The organism is Janthinobacterium algoris, assembly GCF_051380935.1.
Classification (GTDB): Bacteria; Pseudomonadota; Gammaproteobacteria; order Burkholderiales; family Burkholderiaceae_D; genus Janthinobacterium.
Window position 1 is genome coordinate 499,569 of the sequence record NZ_JBNYXZ010000001.1, and the last position, 16,109, is coordinate 515,677.

The following is a 16,109-nucleotide window of genomic DNA, read 5'->3' on the forward strand; positions in this document are numbered from 1 at the left end:
GGTGCTGCACGCGGCTCTGTACGGCAGCTTACGTAGTGGCGTAACTTTGTTTCAAAGCTGTTACAAAACGCCGGCCTGGCGGGACGCCCATGTATTGACTTAATAAATGATAATCATTATCATTTGTTTGAAGCGATAAGCATGAACTTTGATTGAAGGATGGGAATGAAGCACACTGACTTGTCGCGCCACCTGGCTCGCTCCTTGCCGGGAGCCCTCAATGGGTAATGCGGGCGCCGCAGACAAGGCCAAGAACAATGCCGGTCGCGCCGTCTGGCTGAAGAATTTGCATCAATGGCACTGGATCAGCTCGGCACTTTGCCTGCTGGGCATGTTTTTGTTCGCCATCACCGGCATTACGCTGAATCACGCCAGCCAGATCGAAGCCAAGCCATCGATCACGCGCCAGAAGGCGCTGCTGCCGGCTCCTTTGGTCACCGAACTGGCCGCGTATGCGGCCCAGCATGATGGCGCAAACGCGCCCATGCCGGCCGCCGCCGAGACCTGGCTGAAGCAGCAATGGTCGCTCAATGCGGGCGGGCGTCCCGCCGAATGGAGCGTCGATGAAGTGTATTTGCCGCTGCCCAAGGCGGGTGGCGACGCCTGGGTGCGCATCGGCCTGGAAGACGGCGCCGCCGAATATGAATTGACGGACCGGGGCTGGGTGTCCTGGCTCAACGATGTGCACAAGGGCCGCAACACGGGCGTGGCCTGGAACTGGTTCATCGATATTTTTGCCGGCGCCTGCATCGTGTTTTGCCTGACGGGTTTATTGATTTTGAAGTTCCACGCGGCCAACCGGCCATTTACCTGGCCGATGGTTGGCCTCGGTATCTTGATACCCTGCGCGATCGCCTTGCTGTTTATCCATTGATCGTTTTTACTATTCTTTTTTACAGGCACACCATGAAATTACGCTACTCCCTGGCGCTTGGCCTTCCCCTGATCGGCACTTCGGCGATGGCGGCCGACCTGGCCCTCAAGCTTGAAATCCCGCAACTGAATGTGGCGGAATATCATCGTCCCTACGTGGCGGCGTGGCTGGAAACGGCCGATCAAAAGGTCGTCGGCAACCTGACGGTGCTGTATGACGTGAAAAAGAAGGACAAGGCAGGCGAGAAGTGGCTGAAGGACATGCGTCAATGGTGGCGCAAGAGTGGCCGCGACCTGGCCATGCCGGTTGACGGCGTCAGCGGCGCCACGCGTGCGCCGGGCGAACATACCCTGACTTTCCCCGGCGCCAAGGCCTTGCTCGACAAGCTGCCGGCCGGCGAATACCAGGTGGTGGTGGAAGCGGCGCGCGAAGCGGGCGGACGCGAACTGGTGCGCGTACCGTTCCAGTGGCCGTTGAAATCGGCCCAGTCCGTTCCTGCCAAAGGCAAGGAAGAACTCGGCAATGTCGTCGTCCAACTCAAACCTTAAGGCGCCTCTACCATGTTGAAGCAACTCAATAAACCGCTGATCGCCCTGGCCCTGGCCGGCCTGGCCATGAACGCCCACGCCCACCGCGGCTGGATGGTGCCATCGAGCACGATGGTGGAAAGCAAGGACGCCTGGGTGACGGTGGACGCCGCCGTCTCCGACGGCCTGTTCGAAATCGACCACCAGCCGCTGCGCCTGGACGCGCTGCAAGTCATCGGCCCGGATGGCGCGAAAGTGGCGCCGGCGAATACCGTCACGGGCCGCCTGCGCAGCGTCTTCGATGTGAAAATGGAAAAGCCGGGCACGTATAAAGCGGCCATCGTGTCGCAAAACGTCATGGCCAGCTACAAGCAAAATGGCGAGCAGAAACGTTTCCGCGGCAACGAGGAAACCTTCAAGAAAGATATGCCGGCCGATGTGCAAGATGTGAAAGTCACGCGCACGGCCAGCCGCCTGGAAACCTTCTTCAGCAATGGCGAGACCAGCACGGAAGTGTTCAAGCCGACCGGCGTGGGCCTGGAATTCGTGCCAGTGACGCATCCGAACGACTTGCGCGCGGGCGAGAAAGCCACGTGGCGCTTCCTGGTCGATGGCAAGCCGGCAGCCAACCAGGCTTTCAGCCTGGTGCCAGGCGGCGTGCGCTACCGCGGCGTGCTGGGCGAAATCCGCCAGAGCACCGATGCCAAGGGCGAGATCACGTTTACGGTGCCGGCGGCCGGCATGTATTACCTGAGCAGCACCTGGCCTGCGGCCGCACCGGCCGTGGCCGGTCAGCCGCCAGCCATGCCGGAGCGCCGCATGACATACGCGGCCACCGTGGAAGTGCTGCCGCAGTAAGCGGCGGCCTCTTCACGAGCTCGCCGATGCGCCGGGTCTTGCTGCCGCAGCATATTTCCGATGAGGTCGCGCCGCCCGGCGCCGCGATCCGGGACTTGCGCGGCTTGGCTATGGGCACCAGCTGGTCGGTGCGCCTGCTGGAGTCCGCCATGCCGGGACGCGCGGGCAGCGCCGACCTGCAGCAAGGCTTGCAGCAGCAGCTGGACCTTGTCGTGGCGCAAATGAGTCACTGGAGCGACGAGTCCGACCTGGGCCGCTTCAACCTGGCCGAGCCCGGTAGCTGGCACAGCCTGCCCGCAGCCTTTTGCGAGGTGCTGGGCTTTGCCATGCACGTATCGCAGGCGTCCGGTGGCGCGTATGACCCGTGCGCGGGTGCGCTCGTCAACCTATGGGGCTTCGGTCCCCGCCACCGCTACGATGAGCCCGGCTTCCTGCCGCCGAAAGGTGACACGGTGGCGCTGCTGCTGTCGCAGCGCCAGCGCCGCCGCTTGGAGCTGGACTTGCCGGCTCGCCGCGCGCGCCAGCCGGGAGGCTTGCAACTCGATTTGTCGGCCGTGGCCAAGGGCTATGGCGTGGACCGCCTGGCCCGCTACCTGGACAGCCAGGGCATCCATCATTACCTGGTCGAAGTGGGTGGCGAACTGCGCGGCGCCGGCAGCAAGCCCGACGGCCAGCCGTGGTGGGTCATGCTGGAACAGGTCGATGGCGCCGCCGATAGTGCCGATAATGCACAGCATCCGCCGGAAATTCTGCTGGCGCTGCACGGCTTGTCCGTGGCGACTTCGGGCGATTACCGACGTTTCTTCCAGGATGGCACCGTTCGTTTTTCACACACCATTGATCCGCGCAGCGGCATGCCGATCGCCAATCAACTCGCTTCCGTTACCGTCGTGCACGCCGAATGCATGGCGGCCGACGCCTGGTCGACGGCCCTGACCGTGCTGGGCGTGGATGCCGGCATGGCCTTGGCCGAAGAGCAGGGCCTGGCCGCGCGCTTCCTGCAGCGCGACGGCCATGGCTACCACGAAACGCTGAGCAGCCAGATGCTGGCCATGCTCGACGAATGAACACTTACTTTCCATGATTTTTACGCACGATACGACACGGCTGGCCTTGCTTGCCGCCCTGTCCCTCAGTTATGCGGGCGTGTGCCTGGCACCTTGGCTGCGCGCGCGCACCAGGCGCCGCGGCGCCGCTGCCGCCAAGGCGGCGCTGGCCAACCGCCCCGCCTGGCTGGTGGCGTATGCGAGCCAGACGGGCAATGCCGAAGAGTTGGCCACGCAAACGGCGCAGAGCTTGCAGCTGGCCGGCATTCCCGTGCGTCTGTGTGCGCTGGCTGAACTGACGGCCATTGATTTGCAACAAGCGGAACGGGCCTTGTTCTTGGTCAGCACGTATGGCGAAGGCGACGCGCCCGACAATGCGGCCGCCTTCATGGGCCGATTCATGACGCGCGTGACAGGTGAGTTGGCGTTGCCGCAATTGCATTACGCCGTGCTGGCCCTGGGCGACCGCAGCTACACTCACTTCTGCGGCTTCGGCCGCGCGCTCGATGCCTGGCTGGCGGCGCAGGGCGCCTCGCGCCTGTTTGAACGTATCGAGGTCGACCGCAGCGCCAGCGCCGCCATCGAGCAATGGTTCCAGCGCCTGAGCCACCTGGCCGGCACCAGCGACGCACCGGACTGGAGCGCCCCCGCCTTCGGCGACTGGCGCCTGACGCACAGGCGCTTGCTCAATCCGGACAGCGCCGGTGGCGCCATCTTTCATGTGGAGCTGGCGCCCGTGGTCGGCAGCCTGCCTGACTGGCAGTCTGGCGACCTGGTGCAAGTGGCCGTGCCGGCGGATTGCGCCCAGCCGCGCGAATATTCGATCGCCTCGATCCCGCGCGATGGCGGCGTGCACTTGCTGGTGCGCCAGCATGCGCATCCCGATGGTAGCCTGGGACTGGCCTCGGGCTGGCTGACGGCGCAGGCGTCTGTGGGCGACGTGGTGCAACTGCGCTTGCGCCAGCACAAACGCTTCCGCCTGGAAGACAATGCCCAACGGCCATTAATTCTGATTGGCAACGGTAGCGGCATCGCCGGTTTGCGCGGCCACCTGAAAAGCCGTGTGCTGGCCGGTCAGCGGCGCAACTGGCTGATCTTTGGCGAGCGTAACGCGGCCCACGATTTTCATTATCACGAAGAAATTGAACACTGGCACGCCAGCGGTGACCTGCCGCGCCTGGACTTGGCGTTTTCGCGCGACCAGGCGGAGCGGATCTACGTGCAGGACCGCCTGCGCGGCAATGCAGACGAAGTCAAACTGTGGCTGGAGCAGGGCGCCGCCATCTATATCTGCGGTAGCCTGGCCGGCATGGCGGGCGGCGTCGACCAGGCCCTGCAAGAGATGCTGGGCCGGCCCGCGCTCGATGCGCTGGCGGCAGAAGGGCGCTACCGGCGCGACGTGTACTGAGTTTTTGACTCCGCCAGCGCGTTCGCGCGCACACAGCTATCATGATTGTTTTATCCAAGGAGACCCATCATGAGCGACAGCATTTACGACATTCCCTTGCGCCGCATCAATGGCGAGCTTAGCAGCCTGGACGCGTATCGCGGCAAGGTGGTGCTGGTGGTCAATGTAGCCTCCGCCTGCGGCTTGACGCCGCAGTATGAAGGATTGGAAAAACTCTACGCCGACAAGCAGGCCGAGGGCCTGGTGGTGGCCGGTTTCCCCGCGAATGAATTCGGCGCGCAGGAGCCGGGCAGCAATGCCGAGATCGCGGACTTTTGCCGCGGCACCTTTGGCGTGCAATTTCCCCTGTTTGAAAAAATCGTCGTCAAGGGTCCGGGCCAGCATCCGCTGTACCAGCGCCTGGTGCAGGAACAGCCGCAAGCGCAGGAAAAGCCGGGCAGCGATTTCCGCGCCAAGCTGGCCGGCTACGGCATCACGCAGGAGCGGCCCAGCGATGTGCTATGGAACTTCGAGAAGTTTTTGATCAGCAAGGATGGCAAGGTGGTGGGACGTTTCGCGCCCGACACCACGGTCGACGATGCCATCCTGCGCGAGGCCATCGACCGCGAACTGGCGGCGTAAGCACACCGCCCTGCGCCGTATTACTCTGCCGTGTTCAGCACGGCAGGTTCCATTTCCCCGCTCACTTCCTGCAAGCCGCGCGCCAGGCTGGAGATGCTGGGGTTGTCGATGAAGACGCAACGCTTGCCCGTGCGCTTGCAGTAATCCTTCACGCGCCAGTAGGCGCTGTGGCTGATGCAGCCCGTCTGGCAAATCACCAGGTCGGCCGCTGCCAGGCTCGAATCGAGCAGGTTGGCATTATCTTCCAGGCCGCCGTCGTGGTGGGCGAACTGCGCGCCGACCCGCTCGATCAAGGCGCGGTAGGTGGCGACATTGCCGCTGCGCCCGCCCACGCACAAGACGCTTTGATCGACCAGGCGGATCGGCATTTTCAGCTTGCCGCCCGTCGACACTTCCAGCTTAGGCGCCGGTGGCGGCACGGCGGCGGTCGGACGTGGCTGGGCCTGCTTCAATTCCGTGATTTGCTGGCGCAATTCCTTTTCGCGCTCATCCATTTGCGCCAGGCGCTCGACCAGGCGCGTGCGCGATTCCAGCGCCGGGATGGCGGCCTGCAGCTGCGCCAGATCAAAGCGCAAGCCATCGATCACGCTATCCTTGCCGATAGCTTCGGCTCGCGTGCGCAGCAGCACCGCTTCCTGGCGTTCCAGCTCGCCCGTTTTTTCTATCAACATGGCCTGGCTGCGCTGTTGCAGCTTGGCCAGTTCGTGCGTCAGGCGTGCATTTTCTTCCTGCAAGGCCGTAAATTTGCCCATGTCGGCGCGCACGCAGGCGCCGGCCTGGTGCTGGATCATGTGCAAGTCGCGGCACATCTGCTCTTCCAGTTCGGCATCGCAGCGCGGATGCGTCAGGCCGGCCCAGAAGGCGCCCGACACGTCGCCGTTGGCGACGGCCGTGCGCCACAGCTCGGCCACTTGCTCGGTGGTCTTGGCGCCGCGAAAGCGCAGGATCACGGGGGCGTAGCGGCGTTCGAGTTCCTTTTGCAGGGCTTCGGACAGGCGGTTGCGCGCACCGCATTCCGTCACGGCGCCCACGTGCACTTCGTAGTCGTCGGCCAGCACGCGCCCGCCCGTCATCTTGCCCACCAGCTTGCGCAGGTAGCCCAGCGGCAAGCCCACGCCGACCAGCGGGCAATGGCAAGTATGCGACAGTTCCCACAGTCGGCGGCGGCGCGAAGCGAGCGCGGCTGTTTCGCCCTCGCCGCTGGAACAATTGCTGATGACGGGCAGGGACTTGTCTTTGTCACACATGGCGATATCCTGTTAGGCGATGGGAGGTGTTGAAGAGAAATTATTGCGGCAGGGGTGAAACAGGGCGTTTGGCGCTCAGCAGGCGTGCCAAGCGCTCAAACAAGGTGGTCTTGGGCGGCGCAGGGCAGTGCAGCGCCACCAGGGCGGCCCATTGCTGCGACAACTGCTGGCAGGTCGCTTGCAGCACGGGCCCCAGGCCGGGCGAATTGGACAACACTTGCAGGTGGCGTTCGATGACACCCGCCAGTTTCTCGCAGGGACTGCCCGCATGGTAGTGCGACATCAGGTGCAGCACGGCCGACAGCAGCAATTCAGGCTGTTGGCCCTGCGGGGACGGAAACATCGGGGAAGGTCGGTCGTTCGCCATCAAACACTCCTGTGCGGTGGTTTGGCTGGCTGCGCGCACGGAGCGCGACTGGCTGGCGAGTGTGGTGACTGGCTGCCGTGCTGCTTCAGGCAGTCAGGATCAGCTTGTTCAATTGGGTGACGCGCAGGCGATAGATTTTGCCGCTGTGCTCAATTTCCACTTCGCGGCCCTGCTGCAGTAGCGCTTCGCTGGTGATGCGGCGCGCCGGTTGCGCCATGCTGACGGGAGGACGGACGTGGGCGCTAGCGGCATCCTGGATCAAGGCTGGTTTTGAGCTTTGCATGTTGGGCTTTCTTTGTCTCAGTTGAGAATGATTCGTATTTGCATTATTGTTGAATGTGGCCCAAAAAGCAAGGCCTATTTGTGCGGAATTTGCGCTTTTTTACGGCGGCACGGCACCTTGGGCGAGGGCGGTGCGCCGGGTGCTGCGCAAAGGCGGCCGCAAGCGCGGCGCGGAAGGGGAGCGGCAGCAAAAAAGACCCGGCAAGGCGGTGCGCGCCTTGGCCGGGTCAAGCCTGTGCCAAGCTTGAAGGAAATCTTTTTGGGGCGTTATTTGGGGCGTTAAATGGTGGCCAGCAATTGCGCCGAGGCGGTGGCTGCGGCGGCGGTGTCGGCCTTGAGCTTGGCGGCGGCCAGCTGCTTGGCGCGCGAACGCGAGGGCGGCAGACGGCGCAGGGTTTTCAGGGCGTCCGGATCCTTGATGCCGATGGTGCGCTGGTCGACCGTGATCAGGCCGATTTCATTGAAGGCGGACAGGGTACGGCTGACCGTTTCCAGCGTCAGGCCCAGGTAGCTGCCAATTTCATGGCGCGTCATGCGCAGGTTGAACAGCTTGCTCGAGTAGCCCATCTGCGCGAAGCGGTCGGCCAGCGAGACGAGGAAACGCGCCACGCGGGCTTCGGCGCTGAGGGCCCCCAGCATGCCGATCATCGCCTGTTCGCGCACCAGTTCGCGGCTCATCACGCCGTACATGACATTTTCCAGCTCCAGGTGCACGCGGCCCAGTGCCGTCAGCTTCTTGAACGGCAGCAGGATCAGGTCGCAGTCGGACAGGGCCACCGCTTCCGAGGAGTAATGGCGCGAGTGGATGCCATCGACGCCCAGCATGTCGCCCTTCATGGGAAAGCTGAGTACCTGCTCATTGCCGAATTCGTCGATGAGCACGGTTTTCAGGAAGCCCGAATTGACGATGTACAAGGTGTCGAACGGCTGGCCGATGGTGTGCACGCGCTGGCCCGTCTTGAATTGCACGTGCTGGAACAGCAGTTCGTCGGCGGCAATGGTGCAGGCGCTGGAGATATGCAGCAGGTCGCACACCTCCTTCAGGTTCGACCAGAGCCGACCCTGGCGCTGACGCCCCGCTTCCATCGGAGAGGAGGGGGCCAGCGATGGAGAGGCAGCGCGGGTTTCAGGCGTTTGCGTGGACAGCATGTTCATCTCCTGGTGACAGGTAGTTCAGAGTTGAATGACAAGGTGCGCAGGACGGCGGGCGGGCAAGGGTCGGCGGCGCGCGTCCAGGCTGGTAATGCTCAATTCGCTGAAGACTTGCTGTGTGATGAAATAACTTCCCAGCAACTTGATTACTGGTTTCAGTATGCCAACAACCGTATGCAATTCATATCAGCAGTGGCTGAATATGACAGTAGGAGCTGTGGCAATTGATGTAGGATTGTTCCTACGCGCTGGCGCGCCAGTCAGGTCTTGAAGGGGGACAGCAGACGGTGCGCCACGGCATACTGGACCATTTCCGACAACGAACTCATGCCCATCTTTTGCATGATGCGGGTCTTGTGCGTACTCACCGTCTTCACGCTCAGGTGCAGATTGTTGGCGATTTCCGTGATCGACTTGCCCGCCACCAGCAGGGAAAAGACTTCGAACTCGCGGTCCGACAGCTGTTTGTGCAGCAAGCTTTCATTTGGCATCATGATGTTGAGCACAAGCTGCTCTGCCACCTCTGCGCTGATGTAGGGGCGCCCCGACGCCACCTTGTGGATGGCGCCCACCAGCTGGGTGCCCGCGCTTTCCTTGGTCAGATAGCCTTGCGCTCCGGCGCGGATGGCGCGCACCGCATATTGCTCTTCCTCGTGCATGGTGAGGATCAGGATGGCCAGCTTGGGCGCCTCGCTGCGGATTTGCCGGATCAGATCGACGCCGCTGCGGCCCGGCATCGACAGGTCGAGCAGCAACAGGTCGAAGCCGCCCTGGCGTACGTGGTTGAGTACCTCAAAGCCATCGATGGCTTCGCCCACGATGTCGATGTCCGGCGCGCCGTCAAGGATGCGCTTCAATCCTTCTCGCATGATGGTGTGGTCGTCGGCAATCACAATACGTATCATAGGCGCGCAATCTGGAGGCGTGTATTTTTCCCTGGCCGTTTCGTTGCGGCCGGCCGGGTGTTAAGAAACGAGAAACGTTGCTATTTTAACTGAAATGGTCGCAGTTTTGCCTTTTACCCGATATATGGGCTGCGGCGGCCTGCTAGGCCATGTGACCCCTTATTTTGATGGGGGTTCCTTGATCAGCCTATGCACGAGCACCGGTAATTTCGAGTGCGATAGCACTTTATTGGTCACGCTGCCAAGCAGCAATTGGCCCCAACCGCTGCGGCCATGCGAGCCCATGAAAATCAGGTCGCATTGCTGCAATTGCGCCACTTCCACAATTTTCAGGGCGGGGCTGTCGGAAAAGGCGGTCAGGCCCGTCGCTTCCAGGCCGTGTTTGGCGGCAGCGTCGAGGATGGGCTGCCAGTGGTCGGCGCCCGCCTTGCGCATGGCGATGCGGTATTCCTCCTCGCTGGGATAGCTTGGGGGAATGATTTCGATATACACCGGGTACTGGTATTCGGGCGCCACGTACACGGCAAGAATGTCGGCTTGCATCTGTTCGGCAAAGGCAACGCCGGCACAGGCCGTCAGGTTGGAGACGGTGGAGCCGTCCGTGGCGATCAGAATTTTCTTATACATGGCAGGTCCTTTGGCAGTGACTCAGCGCGTGCAACGCCCCTTATTGTAGGCGCGGCGGCAGCATGGTATTCATGTAAAGACTTGATAATTATCAATACTATTGCACCTTCAGTATAGACAACATTAGCAGAAAGATCGTGTTTTAGCCGCAACGATATCCTTGGCGTACTGTTGCGCAGGCGCCCGCGAGCAGGATTTCTTGTGCGGCGCGTGGTCTTGCAGGCACGCCAATGGTAGTATTTCAAAATACAACGGTAGGAACACTTATTTCCTGGCGGAAAAGCTCTTATGAGCCAGCTTTACACCAGGAAGCGCGTTTTGAGATTTACCAACAGGGCGGCGCCCTGCTACACTCGCACCATCGCAGCGGTATTGCCTCAAATCATCTTAATCGAGAAATTGTGGGTATCAGTCTGTAAAACGCACAGTTCAGGCGGAATTTTGACAAATTATGGAGAAGCAGGGATATGACCAACGCCGCTGATGATTTTGATGCATTATTCGATGAAGTATCTGCGCAAAGTGCGGCCGCTCCCAAGCCCGCGCCTGCCGCAGCGCCCGCAGCCGTGATCGCGGACGATGATTTTGACGCGCTGTTCGATTCGGTGTCGGCCAGCGCCGCCGTGCCGGCAGCCGTAGCGGAAGCGCCAGTCGCCGCCGTGCCGGAAGCGCCACCTGCGGCTGCCGCAGGCGTGCCTGGCGAAGCGGCCGATCCTGTCGACCAGTCCGACAAGCCGATGTTCGAACGCCTGGGCGGCATCGTGCGCCTGCTGCACGATTCGCTGCGCGAACTGGGCTACGACAAGGCGTTGACGGAAGCGTCGTCGCAGATCGTCGATGCCCAGGACCGCCTGGAATATGTCGCCACCCTGACGGAACAGGCCGCCAACAAGGTCCTGAATACGCTCGACGAAGGCATGCCGGCGCAAGATGTGCTGTCGAAGAAAGCCAAGGACATGGACAGCCGCTGGACGGCGCTGTTCGATGGCAAGCTGAGCCTGGCAGAATTCAAGGCCCTGGCCGGCGATACGCGCCAGTTCGCGCAAGCCGTTGCCGAGGCAACGGAAGCGGAAAAAGCGCGCTTGCTGGAAATCATGATGGCGCAGGACTTCCAGGACATCACGGGCCAGCTGATCAAAAAAGTGGTCAACATCACCAAGACGGTGGAGCACGAGCTTGCCCAACTGCTGCGCGACAACGCGCCGGCCGAAGTGCGCGAAAAATTGGCGCAAAAGCCGGTGCCGCTGATGCAGGGCCCGTCCGTGCCGTCGGTGGCGCTGGACCAGGATAATGTAGACGACCTTCTTGCGGATTTGGGATTCTAATGGACGATATGCTCAAGGATTTCGTCGTTGAGGCGATGGATCTTGCGGTTAATGTTGAAGAGCACTTATTGCGCCTCGAGCGTGATCCCGACAACAAGGAAACACTGAATGCCGTGTTTCGTTCCTTCCACACCATCAAGGGTGGCGCCGGCTTCATGGGCTTGCCCGCGCTGGTGGCGGCCTGCCATCTGACGGAAAACCTGTTCGACGCTTTGCGCACGGGCGCCGCGCCGGTGACGCCGATCGCCATCGAGGCGGCGCTGCAAGCGTCCGGTTTCGTGGCCGACCAGCTGACGGAACTGGCCAACGGTGCCGCGCCGGAAAGCTTGCCGGCCATGCCGGAAGAGTTGGAACACATCCTGACGAACGCCATTGAAGGCAAGGGCATAGACGCACCTGCACCTGCACCTGCCGCTGCCGTGGTGACGCAAGCCACCGCGCCCGTTGCCGAAGTGGTCGTGGTGGCGCCAGCCGCCGCTGTTTCCACCGCCAGTGCCGATGGCCTGGACTGGGAAGGCATGTATAACGCGGTCGTGCCGGCCGGTAGCCAGGTCGCTGCCGCACCGGCCTCCGCCGTCGCTGCTGCGCCTGCTGTCGTGGCCGCCGCCCCTGCTGCCGTTGCCAAGCCGGCCGCAAAGGCCTGGGATGGTGCGGAACGGCGTGAAGATCGTCCGGAAGTGCGTCATGCCGCGCCCGTCAAGGAAGACAGTATCCGCGTCGACGCCGTCAAGCTCGATGCACTGCTGGAAGTGGCCGGCGAGTCGGTGCAGGCTGCCAACCAGGCTGCCGTGCTGCTCGAACGCTTGCTGCAATTCAAATTCGAAGGTCAGGCCGCCACCCTGATGGCGACCCTGGCGGAAACCCTGGAACGCGCTTCGCGCTACTCGACCGAGCTGCAGCGGGCCACCCTGGCCACGCGCATGCAGCCTGTCGGCCGACTGTTCCAGAAATTCCCGCGCCTGGTGCGCGAACTGGCGAAAGACCTGGGCAAGGATGTCGAGCTGACCATCGAAGGCGCGGAGACAGAAGTCGACCGCGTGGTTGTCGACAGCCTGTACGATCCACTCGTGCACATGCTGCGCAATTCGCTCGACCATGGCGTAGAATCGCCGGAAGCGCGCCTGGCTGCCGGCAAGCCCGCCAAATCGTATATTTCGCTCAAAGCCTGGCAGGAAGCCAACAGTGTCATGATCGTGCTGCAAGATGATGGCAAGGGCATGGACCCGGCCTTCCTGCGCAGCAAGGCCCAGCAAAAAGGCCTGATCAGCGAAAACGCGCAACTGAGCAACGACGAATGCTTCCAGCTGGTGTTCCTGCCGGGCTTCTCGACCAAGGAAGTGGCTTCCAGCGTCTCCGGACGCGGCGTGGGCATGGACGTGGTCAAGACGGCCGTGGAGAAAAACCGCGGTGCCATCCACATCGAGTCGTCGCTGGGCAAGGGCACCAAGTTTGCCATCCGCCTGCCGATCGAGCTTTCCATCGTGCCGACCATGCTCGTGTCGACGTCGGGCGCCGCGCTGGCGCTGCCGATGGCGGTGGTGCAGCGCGTCGTCGAATTGCCGGAAACCTTCATGGAAGTGGGCGGCGCGCCCGTGCTGAAAGACCAGGGCCGTCCATTGCCCGTGCGGTCGCTGGCCGGCGCCCTGGGCTACGAATCGTGCAGCGAACGCGTGGGTATTGTTGTTGCTGCGCCACAGCCGTACATTCTCGCCGTGGCCGCCGTCGATGGCACGGCCGATCTGGTGATCAAGCCGATGACGGCCATCACCGTGGAAGGCATTACCGGTACTGCCCGCTCGGCCGAGGGCGAGCTGGTGCTGGTCGTCGGTCTGTCGTTCCTGATGGACGGGTGTAGAGGTAGTGTGCGTTTAGCTGCCTGAGTCTGCGCTTGCTCCTATCAAAGCCCGCTGCGTCGATATGCAGCGGGTTTTTTTATTGCTGAATCACACGGTAGATTCACTGCTGCCATTAACGTAAACTACCGCCTTCCAGCCAGCGCTGCACGCGCACGATTTCCTGGGCGCGCTCCGCCTCGTCCTTCGGCGGCGGCAGGTAGATGTCGGGCATGATGCCGCCCAGGTCCACCTGCAGCTGCGGCAAGCGGGCCGAGCGCGAGGTGGCGTACATTAACTGGCGTATCCCTGAGGGCAAGGCATGCAGGCGCAAATTCGAGTAATCGAGGGCGCCATTGCTGTTGCGCCCGATCAGTTTGACACGAAAACTTTGCCGCGCTGCCAGCAGGAATTCTTCGCAGGAGCTCGCGCAATCGCGGTCGACCAGTACCGCCACGCGGGCCGGCTGCATTTTCTTTCTGGGAAAACTTCCATAGCTGACAGGTCCATCGGCTTGTTGCGTCACGAACTGGCCTGATGCGACGCTGCGCATACGGGCGACGGCATGCTCACTGTATGTCGTGCACGAGGTATCACCGGGGGCGAACAGCGCGCAGATATCTTCCTGTCCGGCGATATTGGCTGGCGTGGACAGCCATTCGCCACCCACGCTGACGATCTCGCCTGAGCTGATCCATGGCAGTAGCGGCGCATAAGTGCTATCACTACCACCATTATTGAGCCTGACATCAATGATCCAGTTGGGGCGGGTGGCAAGATCGTGGTGCTTGCTTGTCAGTAAATCAGCGATTACCTTGCTGTACCGAGGAAAAAAACTGGGTAGTGTCAGTAACGCGGTCCGAGGTGACAGGAGTTGCAGCGATGGCTCTCTTTGATCAGTATTTGCCGTTGCCGTTGCCGTTGGCGTGGAGGGCGGCGCTGGTTTGCTGTGCTTCAATGTCGTGCTGGGAACGATCTGCAGATGGCCTGTGCGCCATTTACTCAGATAATTGGCCAGTACTACATTACAAGCAGATTCATCATTAGTGTTTTCCGCGGCCTCGCTTGCGCTTGCCAGCGCCAGGTCGAAATAGGCCTGGCCCTTTTGCGCCAGGTGGGCGCGTGCGCCCGTATCGTTTTCCAGCAGGAAGGGCGCAATGGCGCGCAAGTCCTGTACGCAGCTTTCTCCTGGCGCGGCGGCGACCGCGTGCGTGTTGGTCAGGGTCAGGGCGGCCAGTGCCCATAAGTGCAGTTTCATTCAGGTCCTCATCGCTTGTAAGCGCGTGCGGGGGCGCGCGCCTGTCGTTATTGTCGAAATACAATACACGAAAGGTTAAGGAAAAAGTATCAATTTCTGATTCCGCCGTGACTCGTTCGGCAGCTCGCCTGCGGATGGGGCCGGCATGCCGCCAATGTGCCGATATCGGCAATTTCCAGCTCATATATAACAATATGGCCAAACTTTGTATCGCCAATCCCACGCTTTTACCTGTTTCGGTTCTGTATTGCGCAATATATGGCATAATCCCTGTGGATCACCGTATGACTTGGTATCACTTGATCACTTAAACAGGCTGTGGCAACGCTGCATAAATCATGATGAAGACGCTTTACGACAAACTCTGGGAATCCCACGTTGTTCGGGCCGAAGATGATGGCACGACAATTTTGTACATCGACCGGCACCTGCTGCACGAAGTCACCAGCCCGCAAGCCTTCGATGGGCTCAGCGTGGCAGGGCGCCAGCCGTGGCGTATTTCCGCCAACCTGGCCGTGGCCGACCATAACGTGCCCACTACCAGCCGCGTCGACGGCATCGCCGACCCGGTTTCGCGCCTGCAGGTAGAAACGCTGGACAAGAACGCCAAGCACTACGGCTTGACCTACTTCAACATGAACGACAAGCGCCAGGGTATCGTGCATGTGATCGGCCCCGAACAGGGCGCGACCTTGCCCGGCATGACGGTGGTGTGCGGCGACTCGCACACGTCCACGCACGGCGCCTTCGGCGCGCTGGCGCACGGCATCGGCACGTCGGAAGTGGAACACGTGCTGGCCACGCAAACCTTGCTGCAAAAGAAATCCAAATCCATGCTGGTGCAAGTTGACGGCGCCTTGCCGGCCGGCGTGACGGCCAAGGATATCGTGCTGGCCATCATCGGCAAGATCGGCACGGCCGGCGGCACGGGCTACTGTATCGAATTCGGCGGCTCGGCCATCCGTGCCCTGTCGATGGAAGGTCGCATGACGGTGTGCAACATGGCCATCGAGGCGGGTGCGCGCGCCGGCATCATCGGCGTTGATGACACCACCATCAATTACGTCAAGGGCCGCCCGTTTTCCCCGGCCGGTCCGCATTGGGAGCGCGCCGTGGCCTATTGGCGCACCCTGCATTCGGATCCGGGCGCCCGCTTCGACCTGGTCGTCACACTCAATGCCGCCGACATCGTGCCGCAAGTGACCTGGGGCACGTCGCCCGAAATGGTAATCGGCATCGATGGCCGCGTGCCGGACCCCGACCAGGAAAAAGACAGCGTCAAGCGCGATGCGATGGAAAAGGCGCTGGTCTACATGGCCTTGAAACCGAATACCGCCATCGAAGACATCCGTATCGACAAGGTCTTCATCGGTTCCTGCACCAATTCGCGCATCGAAGACTTGCGCGCGGCCGCTGCCGTGGTGCGCGGCAAGTACCGCGCCTCGAACGTCAGCCTGGCGCTGGTGGTGCCCGGTTCCGGTCTCGTCAAGGACCAGGCCGAGCGCGAAGGCCTGGATCGCATCTTCAAGGATGCCGGTTTCGAGTGGCGCGAGCCGGGCTGCTCCATGTGCCTGGCCATGAATGCCGACCGTCTGGAACCGGGCGAACGCTGCGCCTCGACCTCGAACCGCAACTTCGAAGGCCGGCAAGGGCAGGGCGGCCGTACCCACCTGGTGTCGCCCGCGATGGCGGCGGCGGCGGGTATCGCCGGCCACTTTGTCGACGTGCGGGGCCTGCGATGAGGGCAGGGACTGGCGCCGCTGGCGTACACTAGCGCTCC

At 62.0% G+C, this 16,109-nt stretch carries 16 protein-coding genes; 9 read left to right on the forward strand and 7 right to left on the reverse strand.

Translation table 11 applies throughout. The features are described from left to right. Window positions 1-220 precede the first annotated feature (220 nt). The 6 genes from ACQ4W7_RS02275 (at window position 221) to ACQ4W7_RS02300 (ending at window position 5,334) form a co-directional block, all read left to right on the forward strand. Window positions 221-874: a PepSY-associated TM helix domain-containing protein gene (locus ACQ4W7_RS02275; RefSeq protein ID WP_426070832.1), complete on the forward strand. Its 654-nt coding sequence runs from the start codon at window positions 221-223 to the stop codon at window positions 872-874. Window positions 875-906: 32 nt separating this feature from the next. Beyond that, window positions 907-1,422: a DUF2271 domain-containing protein gene (locus tag ACQ4W7_RS02280; protein ID WP_099403641.1), complete on the forward strand. Its 516-nt coding sequence runs from the start codon at window positions 907-909 to the stop codon at window positions 1,420-1,422. Between the two features lie 12 nt (window positions 1,423-1,434). Continuing rightward, window positions 1,435-2,259 carry a DUF4198 domain-containing protein gene (locus ACQ4W7_RS02285; RefSeq protein ID WP_426070831.1) on the forward strand — a complete coding sequence of 275 codons (825 nt, stop codon included), beginning with the start codon at window positions 1,435-1,437 and terminating at the stop codon, window positions 2,257-2,259. Between the two features lie 26 nt (window positions 2,260-2,285). Beyond that, on the forward strand, window positions 2,286-3,326 hold the full coding sequence (locus tag ACQ4W7_RS02290; protein ID WP_436528118.1) for an FAD:protein FMN transferase: 1,041 nt from the start codon (window positions 2,286-2,288) through the stop codon (window positions 3,324-3,326). A 13-nt stretch (window positions 3,327-3,339) separates the two neighbouring features. Beyond that, complete coding sequence (locus tag ACQ4W7_RS02295) at window positions 3,340-4,713, forward strand: sulfite reductase subunit alpha (protein WP_436528120.1); 1,374 nt, start codon at window positions 3,340-3,342, stop codon at window positions 4,711-4,713. 69 nt (window positions 4,714-4,782) lie between these two features. Further along, window positions 4,783-5,334, forward strand: a complete 552-nt coding sequence (locus tag ACQ4W7_RS02300) for a glutathione peroxidase (RefSeq protein WP_436528122.1) — start codon at window positions 4,783-4,785, stop codon at window positions 5,332-5,334. A gap of 20 nt (window positions 5,335-5,354) precedes the next feature. Here ACQ4W7_RS02300 and ACQ4W7_RS02305 read toward each other — a convergent pair whose 3' ends face one another. The 6 genes from ACQ4W7_RS02305 to ACQ4W7_RS02330 form a co-directional block, all read right to left on the reverse strand. Further along, window positions 5,355-6,581 carry a DUF2325 domain-containing protein gene (locus tag ACQ4W7_RS02305; protein ID WP_436528124.1) on the reverse strand — a complete coding sequence of 409 codons (1,227 nt, stop codon included), beginning with the start codon at window positions 6,579-6,581 and terminating at the stop codon, window positions 5,355-5,357. A 40-nt stretch (window positions 6,582-6,621) separates the two neighbouring features. After that, window positions 6,622-6,948, reverse strand: a complete 327-nt coding sequence (locus ACQ4W7_RS02310; protein ID WP_426070826.1) for a hypothetical protein — start codon at window positions 6,946-6,948, stop codon at window positions 6,622-6,624. Window positions 6,949-7,033: 85 nt separating this feature from the next. Continuing rightward, window positions 7,034-7,231, reverse strand: a complete 198-nt coding sequence (gene hemP / locus ACQ4W7_RS02315) for a hemin uptake protein HemP (RefSeq protein ID WP_102298110.1) — start codon at window positions 7,229-7,231, stop codon at window positions 7,034-7,036. A 278-nt stretch (window positions 7,232-7,509) separates the two neighbouring features. Next, entirely contained in the window at window positions 7,510-8,316 is an 807-nt protein-coding gene (locus ACQ4W7_RS02320; RefSeq protein ID WP_092797003.1) for a Crp/Fnr family transcriptional regulator, read from the reverse strand. Window positions 8,317-8,642: 326 nt separating this feature from the next. Then, the gene (locus tag ACQ4W7_RS02325) at window positions 8,643-9,287 is read right to left on the reverse strand and encodes a response regulator (protein WP_034750556.1); all 645 of its coding nucleotides are present in this window, start codon (window positions 9,285-9,287) and stop codon (window positions 8,643-8,645) included. Between the two features lie 159 nt (window positions 9,288-9,446). Further along, window positions 9,447-9,914 (reverse strand): universal stress protein, encoded by a 468-nt coding sequence (locus ACQ4W7_RS02330; RefSeq protein ID WP_426070825.1) that lies wholly within the window; start codon window positions 9,912-9,914, stop codon window positions 9,447-9,449. A gap of 467 nt (window positions 9,915-10,381) precedes the next feature. Here ACQ4W7_RS02330 and ACQ4W7_RS02335 point away from each other — a divergent pair, with 467 nt between their 5' ends. Beyond that, window positions 10,382-11,239 (forward strand): protein phosphatase CheZ, encoded by an 858-nt coding sequence (locus ACQ4W7_RS02335; protein WP_426070824.1) that lies wholly within the window; start codon window positions 10,382-10,384, stop codon window positions 11,237-11,239. Further along, window positions 11,239-13,119, forward strand: a complete 1,881-nt coding sequence (locus ACQ4W7_RS02340; RefSeq protein ID WP_426070823.1) for a chemotaxis protein CheA — start codon at window positions 11,239-11,241, stop codon at window positions 13,117-13,119. The genes ACQ4W7_RS02335 and ACQ4W7_RS02340 overlap by 1 nt, the downstream gene beginning before the upstream one ends. A gap of 88 nt (window positions 13,120-13,207) precedes the next feature. Here the strand turns inward: ACQ4W7_RS02340 and ACQ4W7_RS02345 are convergent, their stop codons facing one another. Further along, entirely contained in the window at window positions 13,208-14,239 is a 1,032-nt protein-coding gene (locus tag ACQ4W7_RS02345; RefSeq protein ID WP_436528127.1) for a S41 family peptidase, read from the reverse strand. Window positions 14,240-14,667: 428 nt separating this feature from the next. On the opposite strand from ACQ4W7_RS02345, the gene leuC reads away from it, so the two are divergent. After that, the gene (gene leuC / locus ACQ4W7_RS02350) at window positions 14,668-16,071 is read left to right on the forward strand and encodes a 3-isopropylmalate dehydratase large subunit (protein ID WP_426070821.1); all 1,404 of its coding nucleotides are present in this window, start codon (window positions 14,668-14,670) and stop codon (window positions 16,069-16,071) included. Window positions 16,072-16,109 lie beyond the last annotated feature (38 nt).

Bases quoted from the DNA above. Each gene is read 5' to 3' on its own strand.
- ACQ4W7_RS02335 (WP_426070824.1), top strand. From the start codon at position 10,382: ATGACCAACGCCGCTGATGATTTTGATGCATTATTCGATGAAGTATCT.
- ACQ4W7_RS02285 (WP_426070831.1), top strand. From the start codon at position 1,435: ATGTTGAAGCAACTCAATAAACCGCTGATCGCCCTGGCCCTGGCCGGC.
- ACQ4W7_RS02325 (WP_034750556.1), bottom strand. From the start codon at position 9,287: ATGATACGTATTGTGATTGCCGACGACCACACCATCATGCGAGAAGGA.
- ACQ4W7_RS02300 (WP_436528122.1), top strand. From the start codon at position 4,783: ATGAGCGACAGCATTTACGACATTCCCTTGCGCCGCATCAATGGCGAG.
- ACQ4W7_RS02340 (WP_426070823.1), top strand. From the start codon at position 11,239: ATGGACGATATGCTCAAGGATTTCGTCGTTGAGGCGATGGATCTTGCG.
- ACQ4W7_RS02275 (WP_426070832.1), top strand. From the start codon at position 221: ATGGGTAATGCGGGCGCCGCAGACAAGGCCAAGAACAATGCCGGTCGC.
- ACQ4W7_RS02330 (WP_426070825.1), bottom strand. From the start codon at position 9,914: ATGTATAAGAAAATTCTGATCGCCACGGACGGCTCCACCGTCTCCAAC.
- ACQ4W7_RS02290 (WP_436528118.1), top strand. From the start codon at position 2,286: ATGCGCCGGGTCTTGCTGCCGCAGCATATTTCCGATGAGGTCGCGCCG.
- ACQ4W7_RS02280 (WP_099403641.1), top strand. From the start codon at position 907: ATGAAATTACGCTACTCCCTGGCGCTTGGCCTTCCCCTGATCGGCACT.
- ACQ4W7_RS02305 (WP_436528124.1), bottom strand. From the start codon at position 6,581: ATGTGTGACAAAGACAAGTCCCTGCCCGTCATCAGCAATTGTTCCAGC.
- ACQ4W7_RS02320 (WP_092797003.1), bottom strand. From the start codon at position 8,316: ATGGAAGCGGGGCGTCAGCGCCAGGGTCGGCTCTGGTCGAACCTGAAG.
- ACQ4W7_RS02310 (WP_426070826.1), bottom strand. From the start codon at position 6,948: ATGGCGAACGACCGACCTTCCCCGATGTTTCCGTCCCCGCAGGGCCAA.
- ACQ4W7_RS02295 (WP_436528120.1), top strand. From the start codon at position 3,340: ATGATTTTTACGCACGATACGACACGGCTGGCCTTGCTTGCCGCCCTG.
- leuC (WP_426070821.1), top strand. From the start codon at position 14,668: ATGATGAAGACGCTTTACGACAAACTCTGGGAATCCCACGTTGTTCGG.
- hemP (WP_102298110.1), bottom strand. From the start codon at position 7,231: ATGCAAAGCTCAAAACCAGCCTTGATCCAGGATGCCGCTAGCGCCCAC.